A 24,016-nucleotide genomic window follows, 5' to 3' on the forward strand; every position below is an offset into this window, starting at 1 on the left:
GGACCGGGTCTGGAACCGGGATCAAGGGGGAGTGGCGGTGACCTCCCGCCCTGGTGTGGTAGCCAGGGACCCGAGGGCCCGACACAGGCCGGCGTCCTGCGGCCGCATGCCCTGACTGGAGGCTTCAGGTGAAAATCTGTGGCGGAAGGATCAAGGGTAGATCGCGCAGGATGCGGAGAACCCGCGGCGTCTTGTCCATGGAATGTACATGGAGCGGGCGTTGTGACCGGCCAACTTCGGGACAGACACCGAGCGGGGCGCGGAAGTCGCGCCACGTACTAAACATTAGGAAGGCACGGCCATGCGCCCCGCTTCCCGATCTTTGACAATGGCCAGATGCGAAAGCAGGCGTGGCGATGAACAGGTGCGTCCTTCGAGGCTCGCTTCGCTCGCACCTCAGGATGAGGGAGGTTGGCGATGAAGCGCGCCGGCGTATTCTCCCCCTCAAGCGGGAGGGAGACGCTGATCCTCCAAGGACGCCCCTACCGGCGCTGCCGGCAGTTTTCGCTCAAGGCCCAAAGTGCCCCTTGCGACCGTTCACACCTTGTCATAACCATTCAGCACCGAATTCGGGAGCACCACATGGCCGGCGCAAAAACAACAAAAAAATTCCGCTCGCAGGAGTGGTTCGACAATCCTGACAATCCGGGCATGACGGCACTCTATCTCGAGCGTTACCTGAATTACGGCTTGACGCGCGAGGAGCTGCAATCGGGCAAGCCGTTGATCGGCATCGCCCAGACCGGGTCGGACCTGTCGCCTTGTAATCGCCATCACATCGAGCTTGCCAAGCGGGTGCGCGAAGGTATCGTCGCGGCCGGGGGCGTCGCCTTTGAATTTCCCTGCCATCCGATCCAGGAGACGGGCAAGCGCCCGACCGCCGCGCTCGACCGCAATCTTGCCTATCTCTCGCTGGTCGAGGTGCTCTACGGCTATCCGCTCGATGGCGTGGTGCTGACCATCGGTTGCGACAAGACCACGCCGGCCATGCTGATGGCGGCAGCGACGGTCAACATTCCAGCGATCGCGCTCTCTGTCGGACCGATGCTGAACGGCTGGCACAAGGGCAAGCGCACCGGCTCCGGCACCATCGTCTGGGAATCGCGCCAGCGGCTTTCGGCAGGCGAGATCGACTATGATGAGTTCATGGACATTGTGGCCTCGTCCGCACCGTCGGTCGGCTATTGCAACACGATGGGCACGGCGACCACGATGAATTCGCTGGCCGAGGCGCTCGGCATGCAGCTGCCGGGTTCGGCCGCCATTCCCGCGCCCTATCGCGAGCGCGGGCAGATTTCCTACGAGACCGGCAAGCGCATCGTCGGCATGGTCCATGAGGATCTCAAGCCGTCCGACATCATGACGCGCGAGGCCTTCGAAAACGCCATCGTCATCAATTCCGCGATCGGCGGTTCGACCAATGCGCCGATCCACCTCAACGCCATTGCGCGCCATCTCGGCGTCAAGCTCGACAATGACGACTGGCAGGCTGTCGGCCACAAGATTCCGCTGCTGGTCAACCTCCAGCCGGCCGGCGAATATCTCGGCGAGGATTATCATCATGCCGGCGGTGTGCCGGCGGTGGTCGCCGAACTGCTCAAGGCCGAGCTGCTGCCGCATCCCGCAGCACTTACGGTCAATGGCCGTTCGATGGGCGACAATTGCGCCAATGTCGAGAACCTCAACCCGGAGGTCATCCACCCCGTCTCGAACCCGCTCAAGGAAAGTGCTGGTTTCATCAATCTCAAGGGCAATCTCTTCGACAGCGCCATCATGAAGACCAGCGTGATCTCGCCGGAATTCCGCGACCGATATCTCTCCAACCCAAAGGACCCCGAAGCGTTCGAGGGTAAGGCGATGGTGTTCGACGGACCCGAGGATTACCACGCCCGCATCGATGATCCCGCGCTCGGCATCGACGAGCACACGCTGCTGTTCATGCGCGGGGCAGGTCCTGTCGGCTATCCCGGAGGTGCGGAGGTGGTGAACATGCAGCCGCCGGCCTACCTCATCAAGAAGGGCATCCACTCGCTGCCCTGTATCGGAGACGGCCGTCAGTCCGGCACGTCCGGCACGCCGTCCATCCTCAACGCCTCGCCGGAAGCGGCGGTCGGCGGTGGGCTGGCGCTGCTGAAGACAGGTGATCGTGTGCGCATCGATTTGCGGAAGGGCACCGCCGACATCCTCGTCACCGACGATGAGATCGTGCGCCGCCGCGCCGAACTGCAGAACAATGGCGGCTATCATTATCCCGAGCATCAGACGCCGTGGCAGGAAATCCAGCGCGGCATGGTCGACCAGCTCGCGCAGGGCATGGTGCTGAAGCCGGCGGTGAAATACCAGCGCGTGGCGCAGACGAAGGGCGTGCCGCGGGACAATCATTGACGATAGAAGGCAGGCCTGCGAGCGCTGCGCTAGCTCCCGTCTCGGCGAAGCCGAGACGGAGAGGGGTCTAAACCAGCGTTGGTAACCGAGACCTCAAGCCGCCTTCTTCTTCGCCAGTCTCGCCTTGATGCTCTCCACATCGGCGCGGGGCGTCGCGGCGAACAGCGTCTTGGTGTAGCTGTGCTTCGGATCGGAAAAGACCTCGTCACGTGACCCGTATTCGACCGCTTCGCCGAAATACATCACCATAACGTCATCGGCGATATAGCGCACCACCGACAGGTCGTGGCTGATGAAGACGTAAGTAAGCTGGAACTCGTCCTGCAAATCGGCGAGCAGGTTCAGCACCTGCGCCTGCACCGAAAGATCGAGTGCCGAGACCGGCTCGTCGAGCACCAGCAGGCTCGGGTTCAGCATAAGCGCGCGGGCGATCGCGATGCGCTGGCGCTGGCCGCCGGAGAACATATGCGGATAGCGGTTGTAGTGCTCGGGGCCGAGCCCGACCTTCTTCAGCATCGCCATGGCGCGGTCGCGTCGCTCGGCTGCCGGAATGTCGGTGTTGATCTTCAGTGGTTCGCCGAGCACGTCGCCGATCTTCTGGCGCGGATTGAGCGAGCCGTAGGGGTTCTGGAAGACGATCTGCACCTTGCGGCGCATTTCCGGCGTCAGCGCCGAATGGGCGATGTCGACCTTGTTGCCGTCGATCAGAAGCTCGCCGGAGGTCGCCGGATCGATCAGCGTGATGATGCGGGCGAGCGTCGACTTGCCGCAGCCGCTTTCGCCGACGATGGCCAGCGTTTTGCCTTTCTCGACCGAGAAGCTCACGCCTTTGACCGCATGCACGGTGCGCGATTTCGTAAGCAGACCACCGCCGACATGATAGTCGCGAACGATGTTCTTTGCCTGGAGAACGATCTCGGTCATGCCGTCGCTCCCTCTGGGTCGAGCGCGAAGTCGGAGATCGTCGGCAGACGGTCGCCGGTGGCGTTGTCGGGCAGGGCCGAAAGAAGCGCCTTGGTGTAGTTGCTCTTCGGCGATTCAAACAGCGACAGCACGTCGGCTTCTTCCATTTTGCGTCCCTTGTACTGGACGATGACGCGGTCGGCGGTTTCGGCCACCACGCCCATATTGTGGGTGATCATGATCAGCCCCATGCCGTGCTCGGCCTGGAGGCGCATCAGAAGATCGAGGATCTGCTTCTGGATCGTCACGTCGAGCGCGGTCGTCGGCTCGTCGGCAATCAGCAGCTTCGGATTGCAGGCGATGGCGATGGCGATCATCACGCGCTGGCACTGCCCACCCGACATCTGGTGCGGATAGGAGCCGAGCCGCTCGGCGGGTTCGGCAATGCCGACCTGTTGCATGAGCTCGATGGCGCGGGCGCGGCGCTGGACACGGTCCATGCCCATATGCACGCGCAGCACCTCCTCGATCTGGAAACCGACGGTGAAGCACGGGTTCAGGCTCGCCATCGGTTCCTGGAAGATCATGGCGATGTCGCGGCCGATGATCTTGCGGCGCTGCTCGCCGGTGAGGCCAAGCAGGTCGACGCCGTTGAAGGCCATGCGGTCGGCGGTCACCGTCGCCGTCTTCGGCAGCAGTCCCATCACGGCAAGCATCGACACGGACTTGCCTGAACCGGACTCACCGACGATCGCCAACACTTCGCGCGGCTCGATCGACATGTCGATGCCCTTGACGGCCATGAACGCGCCGACGCTGGTGTCGAAGGAAACGCAGAGGTTTTTGATTTCGAGAAGCGGCATCTTACGACCTCTTCAGCTTGGGGTCGAAGGCGTCGCGCAGGCCGTCGCCGATCAGGTTGATGGCAAGCACCGTTATCAGGATGGCGAGGCCGGGATAGGTCACCACCCAGGGTGCGCGCAGGATGAACTCGCGCGCGGCGGCCAGCATCGTGCCCCATTCCGGCGTCGGTGGCTGCGCGCCCATGCCGAGGAAGCCCAGTGCCGCAGCCTCGAGAATGGCGTTGGAGAAGGACAGTGTCGCCTGCACGATCAGCGGTGCGAGGCAGTTCGGCAGGATCGTCACAGCCATCAGCCGCAGGTGGCCAGCACCCGCAACCTTGGCCGAGATGACGTATTCGCGGTTCTTTTCCGCCATCACGGCAGCACGCGTCAGGCGGGCGAAGTGCGGTTGCAGGACGACCGCGATTGCCAGCATCGCGTTGAACAAGCCAGGCCCGAGGATTGCCACCAGCACCAGCGCCAGAAGCAGCGAGGGGAAGGCCAGAATGATGTCCATGACGCGCATGATCAGCGTGTCGACCCAGCCGCGGAAATAGCCGGCGAGTACGCCGAGTATGATGCCGCTGGTCAGTGAGAAGACGACGACGACGAGACCGATGAACAGCGAATAGCGCGCACCGTAGATCAGCCGCGAGAGGATGTCGCGGCCGACGGCGTCGGTGCCGAGGATGAACATCGACTTGCCGCCTTCATGCCAGGCGGGCGGCGTCAGCAGCGCGTCGCGATACTGCTCGTTGGGCAGATGCGGCGCGATCAAAGGCGCAAAGATCGCGACCAGTACCAGCAGCGAGAAAACGATGAGGCCGAGGACCGCACCGTGGTTCATGGAGAAATAGTGCCAGAATTCACCAAAGGCGCCCGGACGGGCTTTGGCTTCGACGGGCAATGTGACTGTTTCGTTGCTCATCTCGGCCTCACTGCACGCGGATTCGCGGGTTGATGACGGCGTAGAGGAGATCGACGATCAGATTGACGGCCATCACGATCAGCGCGATCAGAAGCAGGCCGCTCTGCACCACGACATAATCGCGCTTACCGATGGAATCGATCATCCACTTACCGATGCCCGGCCAGGAGAAAATGGTTTCGGTGAGGATAGCGCCCGCCATCAGCGTGCCAACCTGCAGGCCGATGGTGGTGACGACCGGGATCAGCGCGTTACGGAAGGCATGCATGCCGATGACGCGGCGGGGCGTCAGGCCCTTGGCCCGCGCGGTGCGCACATAGTCTTCGCCGAGAACCTCCAGCATCGCCGAGCGCGTCTGGCGCGCGATGACGGCAAGCGGGATGGTTGCAAGCACGATCGACGGCAGGATCAGATGGCTGACGGCGGAGCTGAAAGCGCCGCTCTTGCCCGACAGCAGGCTGTCGATCAGCATGAAGCCGGTGACCGGCGGGAAGAAATATTGCAGGCCGATGCGGCCCGACACGGGCGTCCAGCCGAGATAACCGGAAAAGAAGATGATGAGCAGAAGGCCCCACCAGAAGATCGGCATGGAGTAGCCGGTCAGTGCGGCACCCATGGTCAACTGATCGAACCACGAACCGCGTTTGACGGCGGCGAAAATGCCGGCCGGAATGCCGACGACAACCGCAATGATCATGGCGACCGTCGCCAGTTCCAGCGTCGCCGGAAACAGCGCCAGGAATTCGCCGATGACGGGGCGCTTGGTGGCGATGGAGATGCCGAAATCGCCTTGCAGCACGTTCCCGATATAGTCGAAATATTGCAGCCAGATCGGACGGTTATAGCCGAAGCGTTCGAGCAGTTCCTGATAGCGCTCGGGGCTGACGCCGCGTTCGCCTGCCATGGCCAGAATGGGGTCGCCGGGCAGCAAACGCACGAAGGCGAACGCAGCCAGCGAGATGCCGAAGATCGTCGGAACGATCAGAGCGAGCTTGTTGAGAATATATCGGAGCATTTTTTCTTGCGAGAAGGGGACGACGCCCCGTTAAAGGCGCCGTCCCCTCGATTCGCTTGCCTTGTTATTCGGCGATGTCGACGCCGTCGAAGCGATGGATGCCGAGCGGGTCCATGACGAAGCCAGAGACCTTCTTGGACATCGGCATGAAGACCTTCGAGTGAGCGATGGTCAACCACGGGGCTTCGCGCTTGAAGACGACCTGCGCTTCTTCGTAGATCTTGGTGCGTTCAGCCTGATCCGTCGTGGCCTTGCCCTTCAGAAGCAGGTCCTGGAACTCCTTGTTGCACCAGATCGCATAGTTGGACTGGCCGATGGCATCGCAGCCGAGCAGGAACAGGAAGTTGTCCGGATCGCCGTTGTCGCCAGTCCAGCCGAGCTGGAAGGCGCCGTCGCGGTCCTTCTGCTTGCCGCGTTCGCGATACTCGGTCCATTCGTAGCTGACGATCTCAGCCTTCACGCCCACCTTGGCGTAGTCGGCCTGGATCAGTTCCGCGACGCGCTGGGCGTTCGGGTTGTACGGACGGCTGACGGGCATTGCCCAGATCTTCATCGAGAGATCCTTGACGCCAGCGGCCTCAAGCATCTTCTTTGATTCTTCCGGATTGTACTCGTCGTCCTTGATCGAGGTGTTGTAGGACCACATCGTCGGCGGGATCGGGTTGACGGCCACCTGGCCGGCGCCTTGATAGACCGCATCGATGATGGCCTGCTTGTTCACGGCCATGTTGAGGGCCTTGCGGACCTCGACCTTGTCGAAAGGCGCCACGGTCGTGTTGTAGGCCATGTAGCCGATGTTCAGGCCTTCCTGTTCGGCAACATGCAGGTTCTCGTCAGCCTGCAGGCCGGCAATGTCGGCCGGAGCAGGATAGGACATGATGTTGCATTCGCCGGCCTTCAGCTTCTGAGCGCGCACTGCCGGGTCGGGCGTGATCGCGAAGATCAGGTCGTCGATCTTCTGACGGCCGCCGAAGTAACCGTCCCATGCCGCATAGCGGATGACGGCGTCGACCTGGTAGTCAACGAACTGGAACGGGCCGGTGCCGATCGGCTTCTGCGTGAACTGCTGCATGGTGCCGGCTTTTTCGAGCGAGTCGGCATATTCCTTGGAGACGATCGAAGCGAAGTCCATGCCAAGGTCAGGCAGGAAGGCAACTTCCGGCTTGTTGAGGACGAACTTCACCGTCAGGTCGTCGACCTTGACGATTTCCTTGAGCAGGTCCGGGAAGCCCATGCCGGTGAAATATTCCCAGCCGGTGCCGGGAAGATACTCGAACCACTTGTTCTCTTTTTTCCACTGACGCTCGAAGGAGAAGATCACGTCGTCGGCGTTGAGGTCGCGGGTCGGCGTGAAGTAGTCGGTCGTCTGGAACTTTACGCCCGGCTTGAGTTTGAAAGTGTATTCGAGACCGTCGTCCGAGACGGTCCAGCTTTCGGCGAGACCCGGCGTGATGGTCGTCTTGCCGTGCTCGAACTCGACCAGGCGCGAATAGATGGTGCGCGAGGACGCGTCGAAATCGTTGCCGCCGCTCCATGGCGACGGGTCAAAACCGGCCGGTGACGCTTCCGAGCAATAAACCAGCGTTTTGGCATTTGCTGCCGCGCCGCCCAAGACGGTTGCAGCCGCAAGCGCAGCTGCAAAAGTCAGCTTCCTTATCATTGAAACACTCCCTGTCATGATACCAAGCCCCTCTGAACAGGCTTCGAGCGCGCATATAAGCATCGTTTTCAGGGCTTTGGAACTCCCTGTCTACATGCCGTTTGGGAAGAGGAACAAAGTTTCAAAAAGCCGATAAATTATAGACATAATATTTCATTCGGGAATGCCTCGACGAAATAGAGCGTCGCAGTCATGCAATGACGACGAAAGCTTGATTTTCGTGCCGCTCGACTGATCTGGGTTTCAACGTCGAAGCGCTGCTGTTCTGAAAAATTGTTCTGAAGCACGCAGTAAATTTCATTGCCTTCATTACGCTGGGGCAAGACTTGCATGGCCAGCCCTTGTGACAATACATAGAGACACAGCGGTTTTGCGCGAGATGCTGCAGGAGGCAGACGAGGCGGGCAAGCCGGGGCGAATGCACGGTGAGGACCGAGAGACCAAGAAATAGAATACAGGGCAGGGAGGAACGAGTGGCCAAGACGACGATCAGCAAGGCGGGCAAGGCAACGGCTGCGGCGGCAGTGAAAAACGATCCGGCAAAGAAAGCCCCAGCGAAAAAGACAGCGGCGCCGAAGGCGGCTGCCACGACGGCATCCGCGGCTTCCACGAAGGCCGGCTCCAAGGCGCCGAAGGCTGTGAGTGCTGCGAAATCCTCTAAGCCCGCAGCCGCCAAGCCGGCGGCGAAACCCTCTGCGAAAGCGGCAGCAACCGGCAAGGCAACACCAGCGGCGAAATCGCAGACGAAGCCGGCGGTGAAAGCCGCCGCAGTCAAACCAGCGGCCAAGGCCGCGCCGGCGAAAGCTGCTAAACCCACTCAAGTGGCCAAGGCAACGGCCAAGCCCGTCGCAAAGACGGCTGCGGCCAAGCCGGCGGTGAAGACCGCGCCTGCCACCGCAAAGACAAGCTCGAAGAGCTCAAGCCCTGCCAAACCCGCAGCAAAACCAGTAGCCGCAAAATCCGCGCCGTCGAAATCGCGCGCCAAGCCGGCGACGAAAGCTGCATCCAGCAAGGCGTCGGTTGCTTCATCTCCTGCCGTCGAGCCGGCTACGAAAGCTGCACTTATCGAGTTGCCGAAGGCTGTGGCTGCCAAGGCCGGTGCGGCGAAGACTGCGCCAAAGAAACCCGCTGCCGCGAAGCCGAAAGCCACCGCCGCGCCCAAGGTCGCAAAGCCGGCAGCCAAGGCCGAAACTCCGCCCAAACCCGCAGCTGCCAAGGTGCCGCTGACGAACGGCGCTGCCGGCCATGCAACCCCGGCAAAAGCCGCAGCTGCGCCGAAAGCAGCCAAGGCTGACGACAAGCCGGCCGCGAAGAAACCCGCTACGGCAGCAGGAAAGCCGTGGCTAAAAAGCTATTCGTCTGTCGTGCCGGCCGAAATCGCTCCGCTGGAATTCGATTCCATCGGCGATTTCCTGGTGAACTCGTCCAAGAAATTCGCGACGCGGCCCGCCTTCACCTGCATGGGCAAGACAATCACCTATGGTGAGCTGGAACGCCAGTCTGCCGCCTTCGGTGCATGGCTACAGTCGAAGGGCCTGGCCAAGGGCGCGCGCGTGGCGATCATGATGCCCAACGTACTGCAATATCCCGTCGCCATGATGGGTATCCTGCGCGCCGGCTATACGGTCGTTAACGTCAATCCGCTCTACACGCCGCGCGAGCTTGAGCACCAGCTCAAGGATTCGGGCGCGGAAGCAATCATCATCCTTGAGAACTTTGCCACCACCTTGCAGGCGGTGATTGCCAAGACCCCGGTCAAGCATGTCGTCGTCGCGACGATGGGCGACATGCTTGGCGTGAAGGGGTTGATCGTCAATCTGGTCGTGCGCCGCGTCAAGAAAATGGTGCCGGCCTGGTCGCTGCCGGGTCACACCAAATTCCCGGTGGTGCAGAAGGAAGGGGCCGCGCGCACCTTCAAGCCGGTGAAGTCGGAAGCTGACGATGTCGCCTTCCTGCAATATACCGGCGGCACCACAGGCGTTTCAAAAGGCGCGATCCTGCTCCACCGCAACGTGCTGGCCAATGTCGCGCAGAACCTGCTGTGGATGGAAACGGCTTTCGTGAAGAAGCCGCGGCCGGCAACCCTCACTTTCGTCTGCGCGCTGCCGCTCTATCATATCTATGCGCTGACGGTGAACGCGCTGATGGGCATGCAGCAGGGTGCTCAGAACGTGCTGATCCCCAATCCGCGTGACATTCCGGGCTTCGTCAAGGAACTGGCCAAGTATCAGGTCAATGTTTTCCCCGGCCTCAACACGCTGTTCAATGCGCTGCTCAACAATGAGGACTTCCGCAAGCTGGACTTCAAGCCGCTGCTGCTGACCTTCGGCGGTGGTATGGCAGTGCAGCGCGGTGTTGCAGATCGCTGGCAGAAACTCACCGGTTGCCTGATCTCGGAAGGCTATGGCCTTTCGGAAACGGCGCCTGTCGCGACGGCCAACCGTTTCGACGCCGACGTCTTCACCGGCACGATCGGCCTGCCGATCCCCTCGACCGTACTCGCCATCCGCGACGAGGAAGGCCGCGACATGCCCCTCGGAGAGGTCGGCGAGATCTGCATAAAGGGTCCGCAGGTCATGGCCGGCTACTGGAACCGGCCGGACGAGACAGCCAAGGTGATGACGCCCGACGGCTACTTCAAGTCCGGTGACATGGGCTTCATGGACGAGAACGGCTACACCAAGATAGTCGACCGCAAGAAGGACATGATCCTGGTCTCCGGCTTCAACGTCTATCCCAACGAGCTGGAGGAAGTGGTCGCCCAGCATCCGGGCGTGCTGGAGGTGGCGGCAATCGGCGTGCCGGATGAGCATTCGGGCGAAGTGCCGAAGCTGTTCGTGGTCAAGAAGGACCCAAACCTGACCGCCGAAGAACTGCTGGCCTACTGCAAGCAGAACCTGACCGGCTACAAGCGCCCGAGGCTGATCGAATTCCGCACGGAACTGCCGAAGACCAATGTCGGCAAGATACTCAGGCGTGAGCTTAGGGGATGAGAAGCGTTTGACCGAAGGCCAACGAAAAGCCAACGATTTGGCTTTTCGAGTGACGAACGCCTGGAGCCCAAGCGGAGGGCTGGAGCAGTGGTTACGGCAGCGTAGTCTCAAACGCGCCGATTAGCGGCGGCATAGGCCGCCGTTTATTGGCCCGACGTCTTCTTCCAGTCTCCGGTCGTGTTCCACCAGCGGTTCGGGTTGTCCTTGTCGTCAAGGCCCTTTGACCTGCTGCCCAGTATATTCGCCACCCGGATCACAGGCTCCTGATAGCTGTGAACCTGGAAAATCAGCTCTACGACCTGTTCCAGAAGAGCCTGGTCGTCGGCCAGTTCGAAGCTCACCTCGACTATGTCAGGTCGTTTGCGCAGTTCGCTTTCCGCGCCCGCCGCCGCGCCTTCAAGCGGGCGATAGCGTTCAATACCGGCACCAGACTGGTAGGCATTGCTGTCATACTTGCCCATGACCAGCGGCGCAGCCTTCACCACATGCTCCATGACGCGGTCTACATCCTCGACAGGCATCTGGACCGTCACGAGAAGCAACGGCTCCATGCGAACAGACTTTGTCTCGAAGCTCCGCATCGTCGCGCCATCCTTCGATTTATAAAATGTGCGAACACTATTAATCGCGGCCTGCTGCCATCGTGATGTCAGCAGGCGCGGTCACGTCATTGGTTCTGACGGTCAGGCCGAGGCCAGATACCCCGGCAGATCGGCGATCGAATCCAGAATCACATCCGCCAGCGGCGCCAGCGTCTCGCGCGTTCCAGTGCCGCTGAGCACGCCGATGGCTAGTCCGGCGCCGCCGGCCTTGGCCATTTCGAGGTCGTGGCGGTTGTCACCGACCATAGCGATTTCCGAAGGCTTCAGGCCGGTGAGGTCGGCGAAGGCATGGATCGCGTCGGGCGCGGGCTTGGGGTTGGCGACGGCGTCGTAACCGTAAGCGGCGTCGAACATTTGCGCCACGCCGAGCGCCAGCAAGGTCTTTTCTGCGCCGCCGGTGGAGTCATTGGTTGCCACGCCGAGCCGGAAGCCGGAGCCGTGCAGGCTGGAGATCGCGTCCTTGCTGCCGGGCAGCGGTACGGAGGCTGCAGCACCCTCTTCCGCGGTGAGGGTATCGAAACCGGTCGTCATCACCTGGCGTTCCTCGGCGCCGATTTCGGGATACCATAGCGCCACGATGTCGGCATTGGTGCCGGCAGCAAAGACCGAGTCGGCCCTAAAACACTTCCGCTCGAAATCGTAGCCGGCCTCGGCCATCAGAGCGTCCGCCTTGGCGCGGTCGCCGCCTGCCGCTTTAAGCGCCATGCGATCGCCGATGGCGAACCATGTCGCCTGGAAGTCGACCAGTGTCCCGTCCTTGTCGAACAGGATGCCTTTGATGCCGTTCAAGATGTCTACCCCGCTGCCCTTAGCTGGTGGATATGACGCACCAGACCAGCGGTCGAGGCGTCGTTGCGCGCGGCATCTTCCGTTCCTTCCACGACAGGCAGAAGACCGGTCGCCAGTTCCTTGCCGAGTTCGACGCCCCACTGGTCGAAGGAATTGATGCCATAGAGCACCCCTTCCACGAAAACGCGATGTTCGTAAAGTGCGATCAGCCGTCCCAGCATGTGCGGGTCGAGCTTGCGGTAGAGCAGCGTGACCGACGGCCGGTTGCCCGGGAACACGCGGTGCGGCGCAACGCGGTCGACCTCCTCCACCGGCATTCCCTTGGTCAGCATCTGCCGCCGCGCTTCCTCCAGCGTGCGGCCCTTCATCAGGGCTTCGGATTGCGCCAGGCAGTTGGCAAGCAGCAGGTCGTGATGGTGGCGAAGCTCCGGCTCATGGCCTTCGGCTGCCGCGAGGAATTCCACCGGGATGATGTCCGTGCCCTGATGCAGAAGCTGGAAGAAGGCGTGCTGGCCATTGGTGCCCGGCTCGCCCCACACCAGCGGCCCAGTCGGCGTCGTCACGCGCAATCCGTTGACGGTGACCTGCTTGCCGTTCGATTCCATGTCGAGCTGCTGCAGATAGGCCGGCAGCCGCGACAGTCGCTGGTCGTAGGGGATGACGGCGCGCGCCGGATAGCCGCAGACGACGCGGTGGAAATAGCCGATCAGCCCCATCACCACGGGGATGTTCTGCAACAGCGGTGTGTTCTTGAAATGCTGGTCCATCTCATGCGCGCCGGCGAGGAACTCGCGGAAATTCTTCGGCCCAACCGCGATCATGATCGGCAGGCCGATCGCCGACCACAGCGAATAACGTCCGCCGACCCAATCCCAGAAGCCGAACACCCGCTCCGGCGCGATGCCGAAGGCCGCTACCTTGTCGAGCGCGGTGGAGACGGCGGCAAAGTGCTTCGACACGGCCTCCTTGCCGAGCGCCTTTTCCACCCATTTGCGGGCGGTTTCGGCATTGGTCATCGTCTCGATGGTGGTGAAGGTCTTGGAAGCGATGATGAACAGCGTCGTCTCAGCGCTGAGACCTTTCAGCGTGTCATGTATATGCGCGCCGTCGACATTGGAGACGTAATGCGCGCGCGGCCCATCATGGTAAGGCGCCAGCGCCAGCGTCGCCATCGCCGGGCCGAGGTCGGAACCGCCGATGCCGATATTGACGATGTCGGTGATCTTCTTGCCCGTCGCACCCGGTGCCGCACCGGAGCGAACAGCGTCGGCAAAGGCAGCCATTGCATCCAGCACGGCCCGCACGTCGCCCATCACATCCTTGCCGTCCAGCAGCACGGTGTCGCCCGGGCCGTCGCGCAGTGCGGTGTGCAGCACGGCGCGCCCTTCGGTGACATTGATCTTCTTGCCCGAGAACATGCCGTCGCGGCGCTCCGGCAACCGGGCTGCGTGCGCCAGCTTGTCCAGCAACGTCATGGTGTCAGCGGTGACGGCACATTTGGACCAGTCGAACAGGAGATCGCCGTCGGTCAGCGAGAACTTGGTGAAACGCTGGGGGTCGGCCTTGAAGGCCTCGCGTATATTCTTCGGCGTGTCGGCCTGATCGTCGCGAAGCGCCGTCAGCGCGGAGTGAAGGGGGGCGTCGGTCACGGCCATTCTCCAAAATTCGTTACTTCAAATGTTCCGGGGGCACGCCGTCATCTGAGTCTTGGCGAGCCTCCTTGGACCTTATCAGACCACTGTGATCATGGAGAGAGTTTGACGCTCGTGTGGATGAAAATTTCAATCGATTTGACTTTTGTGGCCCACGCTGGCGCGAAGTCGGGCCGTCACGGGATAGATCATTGACATAAATCATAACGATTAGAAAAATTCATTGGCGCAACCGGTTGGACCACAGATACGCTCCACTGGTCCAAAAAGAGAAAAATATAGCGCCTGTTCGAGGAAACGCTCATGCCACAGAGAAACGATTCGGCCATATGGTCGGGGCTGTTCCGTATTTCGGCGGAGTCGGGCCAGACCCTTCAGGCCCAGATTCGCCAGGCTATCGTCGCCGCCATTCTTGACCGCCAGATCGCGGCTTCCATGCCGTTGCCGTCCTGCCGCATCCTGGCCGAAAAGCTTGGCGTCGCGCGCGGCACCGTCGTGCTGGCCTTCCAGCAACTGGTCGACCAGGGCTTTCTCGTGGCGCGCGAGCGGCGTGGCCACTTCGTCAATCCGGAAGTGCTGGCTACACCGGCCAAGCCGCAGCAGAAGTCCATCGATCAGGCCAACGAGATCGACTGGAAGTCGCGCCGGCAGATCGCAGCCAGCGACATGCCGCGCCCGGCCAAGCAGGAAAACTGGATCAAGTCGTCCTACCCCTTTGTCTATGGACAGTTCGATCCGGCGCTGTTTCCGACCGCCGAATGGCGCGAATGCAATCGCATGGCGCTCGCCGTGCTGGAAATCCGCAACTGGGCGGCCGACATGGTCGATCGCGACGATCCACTGCTGATCGAGCAGATCCAGGCGCGCTTGCTGCCCCGCCGCGGCATCTTCGCCAATCCGGACGAGATCATCGTCACGCTGGGCGCGCAGCACGCGCTCTATATGCTGGCGACGCTTCTCATGACCAAGGGCAGCAAGGTCGCCATGGAAGATCCGGGCTATCCGGATGCGCGCTCGATCTTCAGGCTCGCCGGTGCGAACATCCATCCGACGCCGGTGGACCAGTCGGGCATCGTCACCTCGTCTATCCCGAACGATGCCGGCTTTGTCTTTGTCACCCCGAGCCATCACTGCCCGACCATGGTGCCGCTCAGCGCCGAGCGCCGGCAGGATCTTCTGGCGCGCGCCAGCCGTCACAACCAGATCATCATCGAGGACGGCTATGACAGCCAGTTGCTCGATGAAGCGCCGCAGCAGGCGTTGAAGAGCATCGATCGCTCGGGCCGCGTTATCTATGTCGGCTCCATGTCGAAGACTTTGGCGCCCGGCCTGCGGCTCGGCTACATTGTCGCCTCTGCTGATCTGATTGCCGAATTGCGCGCACTGCGCCGCTTCATGCTGCGCCACCCGCCGGCAAACAACCAGCGGGCCGTGGCGCTGTTCCTGTCGCTTGGCCATCACGAGGCGCTGGTGCGCCGTCTTTCGTCGGCCTTTGACGAAAGGCGCAAGCGTCTGGTCCAGGCGATCTCGGCCTTCCTGCCCGAATGGCGTTCGACGGATTCTGCCGGCGGCACCTCGCTGTGGCTGGAAGGGCCGCGCGGCACGGATTCGCGCGGACTTTCCGAGGCCGCTGCTGCCCGCAGCGTCATCATCGAGCCGGGCGACCGTTTCTTCGACCAGGCCGACAAGCCTTCCCGCTTCATGCGGCTCGGCATTTCCTCGATCGCGCTCCAGCACATCGAGCCGGGCATCCGCGAGCTTGCGACAGCTGCGGGGCGACGGCCAGCAGCGGCGTGATCGGGCGACCGGCCAATATTGCCTATTAAAACAGCATCTCCGCGCGTCCAGATGGGCGCGCGGAGATTTGCCGATTCCGGCTTATTCAAAGCCTGCGCCTCTGGCCCATCTGGCGGAAATCCGTGGCCCATACGCACGCCGTTTGGCCGCTGCATAGTCTTGCAATCAAGGGGAACGAAGCAGCGTGACCGAAGGCACATTCGGCGCGGGGATGCTTCCAAATACGGTGGAGGTTTCGATGTCGACCGCCCTGGAACAGCATGACCTTACGGTAGCAGACCAACGTTCCCGCCGCTCCGGCGGCCGGGAAGCCCGCCGCGCCATGCGCGCAGCCCCCTTGGCGGATGATGTCCGTCCCATTCGACCCGGATTGGAAGGCGGCAGGTACAAGCCGTTGGGCCAGAACGATCTCGAAAGAATCCATGAGGCGGTCCTGACCCTTCTGGAAACGGTCGGTTTCGCCAACGCAATTCCAAGCTGCATCGAAGCGCTGACCCGCGTCGGCGCAAGCTACGACGGCGACGGCCGCATCCGCTTTCCCCGCGAACTGGTCATGTCGACCGTCAGGACCGCCGCGCGCAACTTTACGCTGCACGGCCAGGATCCCAGGCATGACATGCTGATCCAGGGCACGCGCGTCCATTACGGCACGGCAGGTGCCGCCGTGCATCTGGTCGATGTCGAGAAGCGCGAATACCGCGAGTCGCTGCTGCAGGACATTTATGATGCAGCCCGCATCGTTGACGGGCTCGACAACATCCATTTCTTCCAGCGCCCGATGGTGCCGCGCGACATCCCAGATCCCGCTGATATGGACTTCAACACGCTTTACGCCTGCGTCATGGGCACGTCCAAGCATGTCGGAACGAGCTTCACCGTGCGCGAGAACGTCGCGCCAGCATTGGAGATGCTCTACGCGATTGCCGGCGGCGAAGAGAATTTCCGCGCCCGGCCCTTCGTCTCCAACTCGAATTGCTTCGTCGTGCCGCCGATGAAATTCGCCGAAGACGCCTGCGGCGTGCTTGAGGCTTGCGTGGAGGGCGGCATTCCGATCCTGCTGCTCTCGGCCGGTCAGGCTGGCGCTACGGCCCCTGCGGCAATCGCCGGCGCCGTGGTTCAGGCCGTGGCGGAAGTGCTGGCCGGTCTCGTCTATGTCAACGCGCTGAAGCCCGGCCATCCCGCGATTTTCGGCACCTGGCCTTTCGTCTCGGATCTGCGTACCGGTGCGATGTCGGGCGGTTCGGCCGAGCAGGCACTGCTGACGGCGGCCTGCGCGCAGATGGCGCAGTTCTACGATCTGCCGGGCGGCTCGGCCGCCGGCATGGCCGATTCCAAGCTGCCCGATATCCAGTCCGGCTATGAAAAAGGCATCACCAATGTCATGGCCGGGCTGTCGGGCCTCAATCTGGTCTATGAGTCCGCCGGCATGCATGCCTCGCTGCTGGGTTTCTGCCTGGAAAGCCTGATCATCGACAACGACATGCTCGGCCATTGCCAGCGTTGTGTGCGCGGCATCGAGGTCACCGACGAAGCGCTGTCGATCGACACGATCACGGAGGTCTGCATGAACGGGCCGGGGCACTATCTCGGCAACGAGCAGACCTTGAGGCTGATGCAGACCGAATATTTCTATCCTGCCGTCGGCGATCGCTTCAGCCCCAAGGAATGGAACGAGAAGGGCAGGCCCGACATTTTGCAGCGCGCGATCGCTGAAAAGAAAAAGATACTGGCCGAGCGATTCCCGCGGCACGTCTCCAAGAATATCGATGACCGCCTGCGCGCACGTTTTGAAAATATCCTCCTGCCGCGCAGCGGCATGGGCGGATAGGCCAAATCACGGCAGGTGATCGGCGTGCAAACAAGAAGTTTTCGGTGAGACGGAGGAATGGTGCCGCTTAGGTGACTCGAACACCTGACCCCATCATTACGAATGATGTGCTCTACCAACTGAGCTAAAGCGGCAACCCTTTTCGCGCTGACGCGCGAAACAGTGGGCGCGTGATATCTGCATTGCGCGGCAAATTCAAGCCGCTATCGCGTAATTTGCAAATGCCGTTGCACGGCGTGGTGCGCCGATCAAACCGGCGCCCGACACGCCTCGCCTTGTCGGCGAATACGGTCTGTGAACTTCATATACGCTGGGCCACCGAGCGCCTACGCAGCCAGACGCAATTTCGCCGCCGCATATTCCTGGGCGAGGCGGTCGACGAGGGCGGATACCGGAGCCACTTCACCCACCGCGCCGATCCCCTGGCCGCAGCCCCAGATATCCTTCCACGCCTTGGACTTGTCGCCGCCGAAATTCATGGTCGAGGGGTCGGAGACGGCGAGATTGTCCGGGTCCATGCCAGCGGCGCGCACGGAACCTTTGAGGTAGTTGCCATGGATGCCGGTAAAGAGGTTCGAATAGACGATGTCGGCAGCTTTCGATTCGACGATCATCTGCTTGTAAGAGTCGGTCGCGCGCGCTTCCGTCGTCGCGATGAAGGGCGAGCCGATGTAAGCGAGATCGGCGCCCATCGCCTGCGCGGCAAGCACCGCCCCACCATTGGCGATTGCGCCTGCCAGCAGAAGTGGCCCGTTGAACCATTGCCGGATTTCCTGGATCAGGGCGAAAGGCGACAGCGTGCCGGCATGGCCGCCGGCACCCGTTGCCACCGCGATCAGCCCGTCCGCACCCTTTTCGATCGCCTTGCGGGCGTGACGATCATGGATGATGTCGTGCAACACGATGCCGCCATAGGAGTGGACCGCCTGATTGACCTCTTCCACCGCGCCGAGCGAAGAGATGACGATCGGCACCTTGTACTTCACGCAAAGCTCGAGATCGTGCTGCAGGCGGGTGTTGGACTTGTGGACGATCTGGTTGACCGCAAAGGGAGCCGACGGCCGGTCGGGATTGGCTGCATCGTAGCTTGCGAGGTCCTCGGTGATTTCGGCCAGCCAGTCGTCCAGCTGTGATTCGGGCCGCGCATTCAGCGCCGGGAATGAGCCGACCACACCGGCCTTGCACTGCGCCAGCACCAGCGGCGGGTGCGAAATGATGAAAAGCGGCGATCCGACGACCGGTATGCGCAGGTTTTTCTTCAAGATATCAGGTAGCGCCACTGCTCAAGCCTCTCGCTAAAATATTGACGTTTGCGTAAACGTAATCTGTTTTAGCAGATCGATTCCAGCGGGCAATCAGCAATTCTGACAGAATTGATACAAACTTTGCGGGGAAAATCGTCGTTGCGGCCGAATTGAGGAGGCTAATTGCCCCCGCTGGCCGTTGCTTGATTACGCGGCTACGTCTAACCATCTGGTAGCACTTACTTTCATCGTGGGGAAAACGGTTTGGATGCGATCGAAAAGGCGATCCGAAACGCCTTCGAAAAAGGAGATGCCGATGATCGGGCTTTCCGCGAGAAGGTCTATCGCTCGGCATTTGCCGCCCTTGACCGTGCGCTCAAGGCAAACCCCAGCCTGACGGTGGAGGCGGCGATCAACCGCCGCAAGGCCATGCAGGCCAAGATCACCGAGATCGAATCGGAATTTCAGCCTGCCGTGCCTGCGATCGAGCCGGGGCTCGACGATGTTCGACCCGAACGCGGTGGGGCTTCGACGGCTTCGTCGCCTGAAATCGCCGTCGAAGGTCCGGCAGGCGCGGCGGTACCGCGCGTCGACATGCCCGGCCGGGGAGAAACCACAAGCGCCGGGCCGCTTGCCGGCGACAGGGCAATATCTGTCGAGCCCGACCGCAACGAGGCTCGTGCCCGCAGGTTTCACATACCGTTCACCCGCATATTCGTCACCGCAACCGTGCTTGCCGCGATCGGCATCGGCGGGTGGTGGGCCTACCAGACCGGTCTGCTGAAATCGCCGGCCGAGCGCGACACCTCCGTTCCCAACCCGCCTGCGACGACCCAGAGCGAGGACTTCATTCCGGAAAATGAAGGCGCTCCGATAAGGCCGGGACAGGCAGACGCGAACCGCAACTGGATCAGTGTCTTCTCGCCCGAGGACGCCACGAAGGTGACGACGCCCGGAGATTCGAAGGCCGAAGTCATGCAGGATGCGTCGGGCAGCTTCCTGCGCGTACGGTCCGGCCAGTCGGGCGCGACCGTGCTGTTCGATATCGGCCAGGGCGTGCTCGAGCAGGTCGGCGGCAAATCGGCCACCTTCGACATCGTCGCCCGCGGCGAGGATGGCAAGGAAACCCAGATGTCGGTGGACTGCAACTTCGGCGAACTCGGCGATTGCGGCCGCAAGCGTTACGCGCTTGGCCAGGAGGAGGGCGATTATCTTTTCGAGATCGATTTCGCCAAGAAGAAACCCGGCGCGGGCGGCACCATCGCCATCAATTCCGATGTTGCCGGCGAGGGCAAGGCGGTGGACATCTACGCAATCAAGGTTTCGATTTCGCAGTAAATTCATCTGCCTAGTCAAGCAGTGCCTGCAGCGTCTCGATCCGATCGGCCTCTGCCGTCGGCTTGTCCCAGCGCAGCCGTGAAATGCGCGGGAAGCGCATGGCGACGCCGGATTTGTGCCGCGTCGAGCGATTGAGGCCCTCGAAGGCGACTTCCAGCACCAGCCCCTGTTTGCGGTCTGCGCGCACCGAGCGCACCGGCCCGAAACGTTCGATCGTGTTGTCGCGGACATATTTGTCGATCTGGCGCAGTTCCTCGTCGGTGAAGCCGAAATAGGCCTTGCCGACCGGCACCAGTTCCTCGCCGCCTTCCGGGCCGGACCAGACCCCGAACGTATAGTCGGAATAGAAGCTGGAGCGCTTGCCGTGGCCGCGTTGCGCATACATCAGCACCGCGTCGACGGTGAAAGGGTCGCGCTTCCATTTGAACCACGGGCCTTTCGGTCGGCCGGCGAGATAGGGCGAGTCCTTGCGCTTCAGCATGACGCCCTCGATCACCGGGTGCGGTGGGTTGCGACGCATGTCTTCAAGCGCTGCCCAATCAGCAAACGGCGCCAGCGGCGACAGGTCGAAGCGCGTCGGATCGAGCTTGGCGACGAAGGCCTCCAGCCGGGCGCGGCGCTCGATGAAGGGCAGGGCGCGCAGATCCTCCGTGCCGTCCTGCAAAAGGTCGTAACAGCGCACGAAGACCGGGTGGCTCTGCTGCATCTTGGGCGTCACCGTTTTGCGGTTCAGCCGCTGCTGCAGGTCCGAGAATGTGCCGGTTTGGCGCGATGGATCGCCGACCAGCAGCTCACCGTCCAGCGCGCCGTCGAAGACCATGGCCTCGACGAGATCGGGAAAGGCCGGCGAAATATCATCGCCGGTGCGCGAATAGAGCCGCCGCACTCCGCCCTCGCAGACGGCCTGCACGCGGATGCCGTCCCATTTCCACTCCGCGGCATAGTCGGCGGGGTCGAGCTTTTCGAGGTCGTTGTCACCGACCGGATTGGAGAGCATGACCGGCCGGAACAGCGCCTTGGCGGTCTTTTGCGGACGCTCCGTCCTGCCTTCCAGCCATGCGAACAATTCGGTGTAGGGCGGCGTCAGCCCGTGCCACAACTCCTCGATTTCCGTCACGTCGACCGATCCGAGATTGGCCAGCGCCTGCTTGGCAAGGCGCGCCGAAACGCCGATGCGCAGGCCGCCGGTCACCAGCTTGATGATGGCGTAGCGCGCCGAGATGTCGGCCCGGTCGAGCAGCCGCACCAATACTTTTGGCCCGTCAGACCGGCTCGCCGATTGCAGCGCGCCGACCACATCGGCAAGTGTGGGCTGGCTGTTGGCGGTGAGATGCGCGTCCGGCTCCGGCCACACCAGCGAGACGGTTTCGGCGAGGTCGCCGACATAATCGTATGAGTAGCCGAACAGCACCGGGTCCATGCGCTCGGTGACCAGCATGCGCAGCATGGCCGGCTTTACCGCTGCGATCGACAGGTCGCCGGTAAGGGCCGCCAGCGCCAGCCCGCGATCGGGGTCTTCGACCGTGCGGAAATAGTCGGTCATCAGCGTCAGCTTGCCGTTGCGCGATGGCGTCAGCACCAGCCGGTCGAGGAGTTCGGCGAAGCGGTTCATCGCTCAGTCCCCCTCGTCTTCATAACCGACCAGATGCAGCGGGCTCGCAGTAATGCCGTTGAGTTCGCACCAGCGCACCAGCGCCTCCTCGCGGCCATGCGTTACCCAGACTTCGCCGGCGCCGGTCTCGGTTATCGTCTCGGTCAGTTCGTCCCAGTCCGAATGATCCGAGATGATCAGCGGCAGTTCGACGCCGCGCTGCTTGGCGCGCTGGCGGATGCGCATCCAGCCGGAGGCGAAGCATGAAACCGGGTCGGGAAAGCGCCGCGCCCAGCGGTCGGCGAAGGCCGAGGGCGGGCCGACGACTATGGCGCCGGCGAAATCGGTTTTTGCGCCGCTGTCCACCGTTGCCGGCTGGAGATCGCCAAGCGCAATGCTCTGGCTCTCATAATAGTCGCAGAGCTTCGCCAGCGCGCCGTGGATGAAAATCGTCCGTTCATAGCCGGCCTCGCGCAGCAGCTTTATCACGCGCTGCGCCTTGCCGAGCGCATAGGCGCCGATCATATGCGCGCGCTCGGGAAACTGTTCCGCCGATTTCAGCACCCGCGCGATTTCACCGCTATCCGGCGGATGCTTGAACACCGGCAGCCCGAAGGTGGCCTCGGTGATGAACACGTCGCAGCGGATCGGCACGAAGGGCGCGCAGGTCGAATCCGGCCGGCGCTTGTAGTCGCCCGAAGCGACGATGCGCATGCCGTCTTTTTCGACGCAGATTTGCGCGGAACCGAGCACATGACCGGCCGGGTGGAATGTCACTGCAACGCCGTTGACGTCAATCGTCTCGCCAAGCTTGGCCGCTTGCGTCGTTCCGGCGAAATCCGCGCCGTAGCGCAGCGCCATGATGTCCAGCGTCTCGGGCGTCGCCAGCACCGAGCTGTGGCCCGAGCGGGCGTGATCCGAATGGCCATGGGTGATCAGGGCGCGGGCGACCGGCCGGACCGGATCGATACAGAAATCGCCGGGAGGGCAATAGAGCCCTTCCGGGCGGGTGTGGAGCAGGTCGCGTGCGCGCATCCGCTCAAGATAGGGTTTTGCACGGCGCAGAAAAGCCTGTTGAATTTTGCTCCTGACAAGCGATATAGCGCTCCACCGGCGCTTCCGCCGCAGGAATGCGCCACTTGAAACCCTTGCAAACCTCTTCCGGTGACCTGCTGGCGGACCGCCGCGCCGATTACGCCGAATTCCTGTTCGGCTCGGGCGACCATGCCGCTGCTGCCGAACTGATGCTCGGTGCGGTCGAACTTGCGCCGGGGTGGGCTATGGGCTGGTTCCGGCTCGGCGAAATGCACGAGGCCGCCGGCAATCTTGCGCAAGCCGCGGAAGCCTGGCGCATGGTGCTGAAGCTGGAGCCGCTGGATCGTCCGGGGGCTGCGCTGAAGCTCGAACTGATCGGCGCTGCCGAGGCGGCGGATGCACCGCCCAGCGCCTTCGTCGAGGCTTTGTTCGATCAATATGCGCCGAAATTCGATGACGCGCTGGTCAACAAGCTTGAATACCGCGTGCCGGACCTGCTGGCCGAGGCGATCCGCGCCGCGCATGCCGGGCGCTTTGTCCGTGTGATCGATCTCGGCTGCGGCACCGGCCTGATGGGCGAGCGCCTGCGCCCGTTCTGCGATCATCTCGCAGGCTACGACATCTCGGCGGAAATGCTCCGCAAGGCGCGCGAAAAGGCCGTCTATGACGAACTGGTCAAGGCCGATCTGCAGACGCTTGCCTATGACGGCGCGCCGGCCGATCTCGTCACAGCGGCGGATGTGTTCATGTATGTCGGCGCGCTCGACGGCGTCATGAAGGTGGCAGCGGCCATGCTTGAGCAGGACGGGCTGTTCGCCTTCTCGGTCGAGCTTTTGCGCGGCGAGGGGGATTTTGTCCTTCAGCCATCGCGGCGTTACGCGCATTCGGACGGCTATGTGCGCGAGATGCTCGGCGCTCACGGCTTTGCGCCGCTTTCCATCGAGACCGCAGTGATCCGGCAGGACCGCCGCGAGCCGGTGGACGGGCTGATCGTGATTGCCCGCAAGGGATAGCGCCGGCGTTTCCCTTCCCTGAGGAAGCGCTTGGGACAGTTTACTTTTTGCCCCTTGCGCGAGATCGCAATCCCGCGCCTTTCCGGGGAAACTGTCCCCGGTGCATTCCGGTGCGTCCTTCGAGGCTCCCCTTCGACAAGCTCAGGATCGCACCTCAGGATGAGGGAGGTTGGCGCTATTCTCCCTGATCCTGAGTTCCTACCCTTCATGAAAAGAACTTCTGCCGGCACACCCTCCCTCATCCTGAGGTGTGAGCGTAGCGAGCCTCGAAGGACGCGCCTATTCATCGCCACGCCTGCTTTCGCATCTGGCCATTGTCAAAGAGCCGGGAAAGACGGGCGGCCGAAATCTCGCTCATCTTTTGTATTTTCTGCGATCTCTCGACCGCCCGTCTCGGCGTC

19 protein-coding genes and 1 tRNA gene are annotated in these 24,016 nt (G+C 62.3%); 6 read left to right on the forward strand and 14 right to left on the reverse strand.

Annotated elements, in window-relative coordinates; translation table 11 throughout:
- Window positions 1-582 precede the first annotated feature (582 nt).
- Window positions 583-2,385, forward strand: coding sequence for an IlvD/Edd family dehydratase (locus tag BM413_RS31210; protein WP_091918739.1), 1,803 nt, complete (start codon window positions 583-585; stop codon window positions 2,383-2,385).
- Window positions 2,386-2,478: 93 nt separating this feature from the next.
- Here BM413_RS31210 and BM413_RS31215 read toward each other — a convergent pair whose 3' ends face one another.
- The 7 genes from BM413_RS31215 to BM413_RS33335 form a co-directional block, all read right to left on the reverse strand.
- Window positions 2,479-3,309: a dipeptide ABC transporter ATP-binding protein gene (locus BM413_RS31215; RefSeq protein WP_091918740.1), complete on the reverse strand. Its 831-nt coding sequence runs from the start codon at window positions 3,307-3,309 to the stop codon at window positions 2,479-2,481.
- A complete protein-coding gene (locus tag BM413_RS31220; protein WP_091918741.1) occupies window positions 3,306-4,151 on the reverse strand; it encodes an ABC transporter ATP-binding protein in 846 nt (281 codons plus the stop codon). Before BM413_RS31220 ends, BM413_RS31215 begins: the two co-directional genes overlap by 4 nt.
- Before the next feature lies 1 nt (window position 4,152).
- The gene (locus BM413_RS31225; protein WP_091918742.1) at window positions 4,153-5,058 is read right to left on the reverse strand and encodes an ABC transporter permease subunit; all 906 of its coding nucleotides are present in this window, start codon (window positions 5,056-5,058) and stop codon (window positions 4,153-4,155) included.
- A gap of 7 nt (window positions 5,059-5,065) precedes the next feature.
- Entirely contained in the window at window positions 5,066-6,073 is a 1,008-nt protein-coding gene (locus tag BM413_RS31230) for an ABC transporter permease subunit (RefSeq protein WP_091918743.1), read from the reverse strand.
- 64 nt (window positions 6,074-6,137) lie between these two features.
- Complete coding sequence (locus tag BM413_RS31235) at window positions 6,138-7,733, reverse strand: ABC transporter substrate-binding protein (protein ID WP_091918744.1); 1,596 nt, start codon at window positions 7,731-7,733, stop codon at window positions 6,138-6,140.
- 190 nt (window positions 7,734-7,923) lie between these two features.
- Window positions 7,924-8,550, reverse strand: a complete 627-nt coding sequence (locus BM413_RS32910; protein WP_139238709.1) for a hypothetical protein — start codon at window positions 8,548-8,550, stop codon at window positions 7,924-7,926.
- The gene (locus BM413_RS33335; RefSeq protein ID WP_175544520.1) at window positions 8,551-8,916 is read right to left on the reverse strand and encodes a hypothetical protein; all 366 of its coding nucleotides are present in this window, start codon (window positions 8,914-8,916) and stop codon (window positions 8,551-8,553) included. It abuts the gene before it with no gap.
- Between BM413_RS33335 and BM413_RS31240 the strand changes: the two genes are divergently transcribed.
- A complete protein-coding gene (locus BM413_RS31240) occupies window positions 8,798-10,726 on the forward strand; it encodes a long-chain fatty acid--CoA ligase (protein WP_091918754.1) in 1,929 nt (642 codons plus the stop codon). The genes BM413_RS33335 and BM413_RS31240 overlap by 119 nt on opposite strands.
- Window positions 10,727-10,869: 143 nt before the next feature.
- On the opposite strand, the gene BM413_RS31245 is transcribed toward BM413_RS31240, so the two are convergent.
- The 3 genes from BM413_RS31245 to pgi form a co-directional block, all read right to left on the reverse strand.
- Entirely contained in the window at window positions 10,870-11,307 is a 438-nt protein-coding gene (locus BM413_RS31245) for a YqfO family protein (protein WP_091918745.1), read from the reverse strand.
- Window positions 11,308-11,409: 102 nt separating this feature from the next.
- On the reverse strand, window positions 11,410-12,117 hold the full coding sequence (locus tag BM413_RS31250) for an HAD family hydrolase (protein WP_091918746.1): 708 nt from the start codon (window positions 12,115-12,117) through the stop codon (window positions 11,410-11,412).
- A 5-nt stretch (window positions 12,118-12,122) separates the two neighbouring features.
- Complete coding sequence (pgi, locus tag BM413_RS31255) at window positions 12,123-13,766, reverse strand: glucose-6-phosphate isomerase (RefSeq protein ID WP_244538129.1); 1,644 nt, start codon at window positions 13,764-13,766, stop codon at window positions 12,123-12,125.
- A gap of 306 nt (window positions 13,767-14,072) precedes the next feature.
- On the opposite strand from pgi, the gene BM413_RS31260 reads away from it, so the two are divergent.
- Together BM413_RS31260 and BM413_RS31265 are read left to right on the forward strand one after the other, a co-directional pair.
- Complete coding sequence (locus BM413_RS31260) at window positions 14,073-15,566, forward strand: MocR-like pyridoxine biosynthesis transcription factor PdxR (protein ID WP_091918748.1); 1,494 nt, start codon at window positions 14,073-14,075, stop codon at window positions 15,564-15,566.
- Window positions 15,567-15,804: 238 nt separating this feature from the next.
- Window positions 15,805-17,394 carry a trimethylamine methyltransferase family protein gene (locus tag BM413_RS31265; RefSeq protein ID WP_091918755.1) on the forward strand — a complete coding sequence of 530 codons (1,590 nt, stop codon included), beginning with the start codon at window positions 15,805-15,807 and terminating at the stop codon, window positions 17,392-17,394.
- 58 nt (window positions 17,395-17,452) lie between these two features.
- Here the strand turns inward: BM413_RS31265 and BM413_RS31270 are convergent.
- Both BM413_RS31270 and BM413_RS31275 read right to left on the reverse strand, forming a co-directional pair.
- Window positions 17,453-17,528 (reverse strand) — tRNA-Thr (locus BM413_RS31270).
- A 192-nt stretch (window positions 17,529-17,720) separates the two neighbouring features.
- A complete protein-coding gene (locus BM413_RS31275) occupies window positions 17,721-18,674 on the reverse strand; it encodes an NAD(P)H-dependent flavin oxidoreductase (protein ID WP_091918749.1) in 954 nt (317 codons plus the stop codon).
- 228 nt (window positions 18,675-18,902) lie between these two features.
- On the opposite strand from BM413_RS31275, the gene BM413_RS31280 reads away from it, so the two are divergent.
- Complete coding sequence (locus tag BM413_RS31280) at window positions 18,903-19,976, forward strand: hypothetical protein (protein ID WP_091918750.1); 1,074 nt, start codon at window positions 18,903-18,905, stop codon at window positions 19,974-19,976.
- A 10-nt stretch (window positions 19,977-19,986) separates the two neighbouring features.
- Here BM413_RS31280 and BM413_RS31285 read toward each other — a convergent pair whose 3' ends face one another.
- Window positions 19,987-21,588, reverse strand: a complete 1,602-nt coding sequence (locus tag BM413_RS31285) for a cisplatin damage response ATP-dependent DNA ligase (protein ID WP_091918751.1) — start codon at window positions 21,586-21,588, stop codon at window positions 19,987-19,989.
- Between the two features lie 3 nt (window positions 21,589-21,591).
- On the reverse strand, window positions 21,592-22,602 hold the full coding sequence (locus BM413_RS31290; RefSeq protein ID WP_091918752.1) for a ligase-associated DNA damage response exonuclease: 1,011 nt from the start codon (window positions 22,600-22,602) through the stop codon (window positions 21,592-21,594).
- Window positions 22,603-22,706: 104 nt separating this feature from the next.
- Between BM413_RS31290 and BM413_RS31295 the strand changes: the two genes are divergently transcribed.
- A complete protein-coding gene (locus BM413_RS31295) occupies window positions 22,707-23,615 on the forward strand; it encodes a class I SAM-dependent DNA methyltransferase (protein ID WP_091918753.1) in 909 nt (302 codons plus the stop codon).
- Window positions 23,616-24,016: the final 401 nt, after the last annotated feature.

The sequence above is a fragment of the Mesorhizobium sp. YR577 genome (assembly GCF_900116595.1).
GTDB lineage: Bacteria > Pseudomonadota > Alphaproteobacteria > Rhizobiales > Rhizobiaceae > Mesorhizobium_M.

What these genes read in the sequence shown, in the direction of transcription:
- BM413_RS31210 (WP_091918739.1), top strand. Translation starts at nt 583, where the DNA reads ATGGCCGGCGCAAAAACAACAAAAAAATTCCGCTCGCAGGAGTGGTTC.
- BM413_RS31215 (WP_091918740.1), bottom strand. Translation starts at nt 3,309, where the DNA reads ATGACCGAGATCGTTCTCCAGGCAAAGAACATCGTTCGCGACTATCAT.
- BM413_RS31220 (WP_091918741.1), bottom strand. Translation starts at nt 4,151, where the DNA reads ATGCCGCTTCTCGAAATCAAAAACCTCTGCGTTTCCTTCGACACCAGC.
- BM413_RS31225 (WP_091918742.1), bottom strand. Translation starts at nt 5,058, where the DNA reads ATGAGCAACGAAACAGTCACATTGCCCGTCGAAGCCAAAGCCCGTCCG.
- BM413_RS31230 (WP_091918743.1), bottom strand. Translation starts at nt 6,073, where the DNA reads ATGCTCCGATATATTCTCAACAAGCTCGCTCTGATCGTTCCGACGATC.
- BM413_RS31235 (WP_091918744.1), bottom strand. Translation starts at nt 7,733, where the DNA reads ATGATAAGGAAGCTGACTTTTGCAGCTGCGCTTGCGGCTGCAACCGTC.
- BM413_RS31245 (WP_091918745.1), bottom strand. Translation starts at nt 11,307, where the DNA reads ATGCGGAGCTTCGAGACAAAGTCTGTTCGCATGGAGCCGTTGCTTCTC.
- BM413_RS31260 (WP_091918748.1), top strand. Translation starts at nt 14,073, where the DNA reads ATGCCACAGAGAAACGATTCGGCCATATGGTCGGGGCTGTTCCGTATT.
- BM413_RS31265 (WP_091918755.1), top strand. Translation starts at nt 15,805, where the DNA reads ATGTCGACCGCCCTGGAACAGCATGACCTTACGGTAGCAGACCAACGT.
- BM413_RS31285 (WP_091918751.1), bottom strand. Translation starts at nt 21,588, where the DNA reads ATGAACCGCTTCGCCGAACTCCTCGACCGGCTGGTGCTGACGCCATCG.
- BM413_RS31290 (WP_091918752.1), bottom strand. Translation starts at nt 22,602, where the DNA reads ATGCGCGCACGCGACCTGCTCCACACCCGCCCGGAAGGGCTCTATTGC.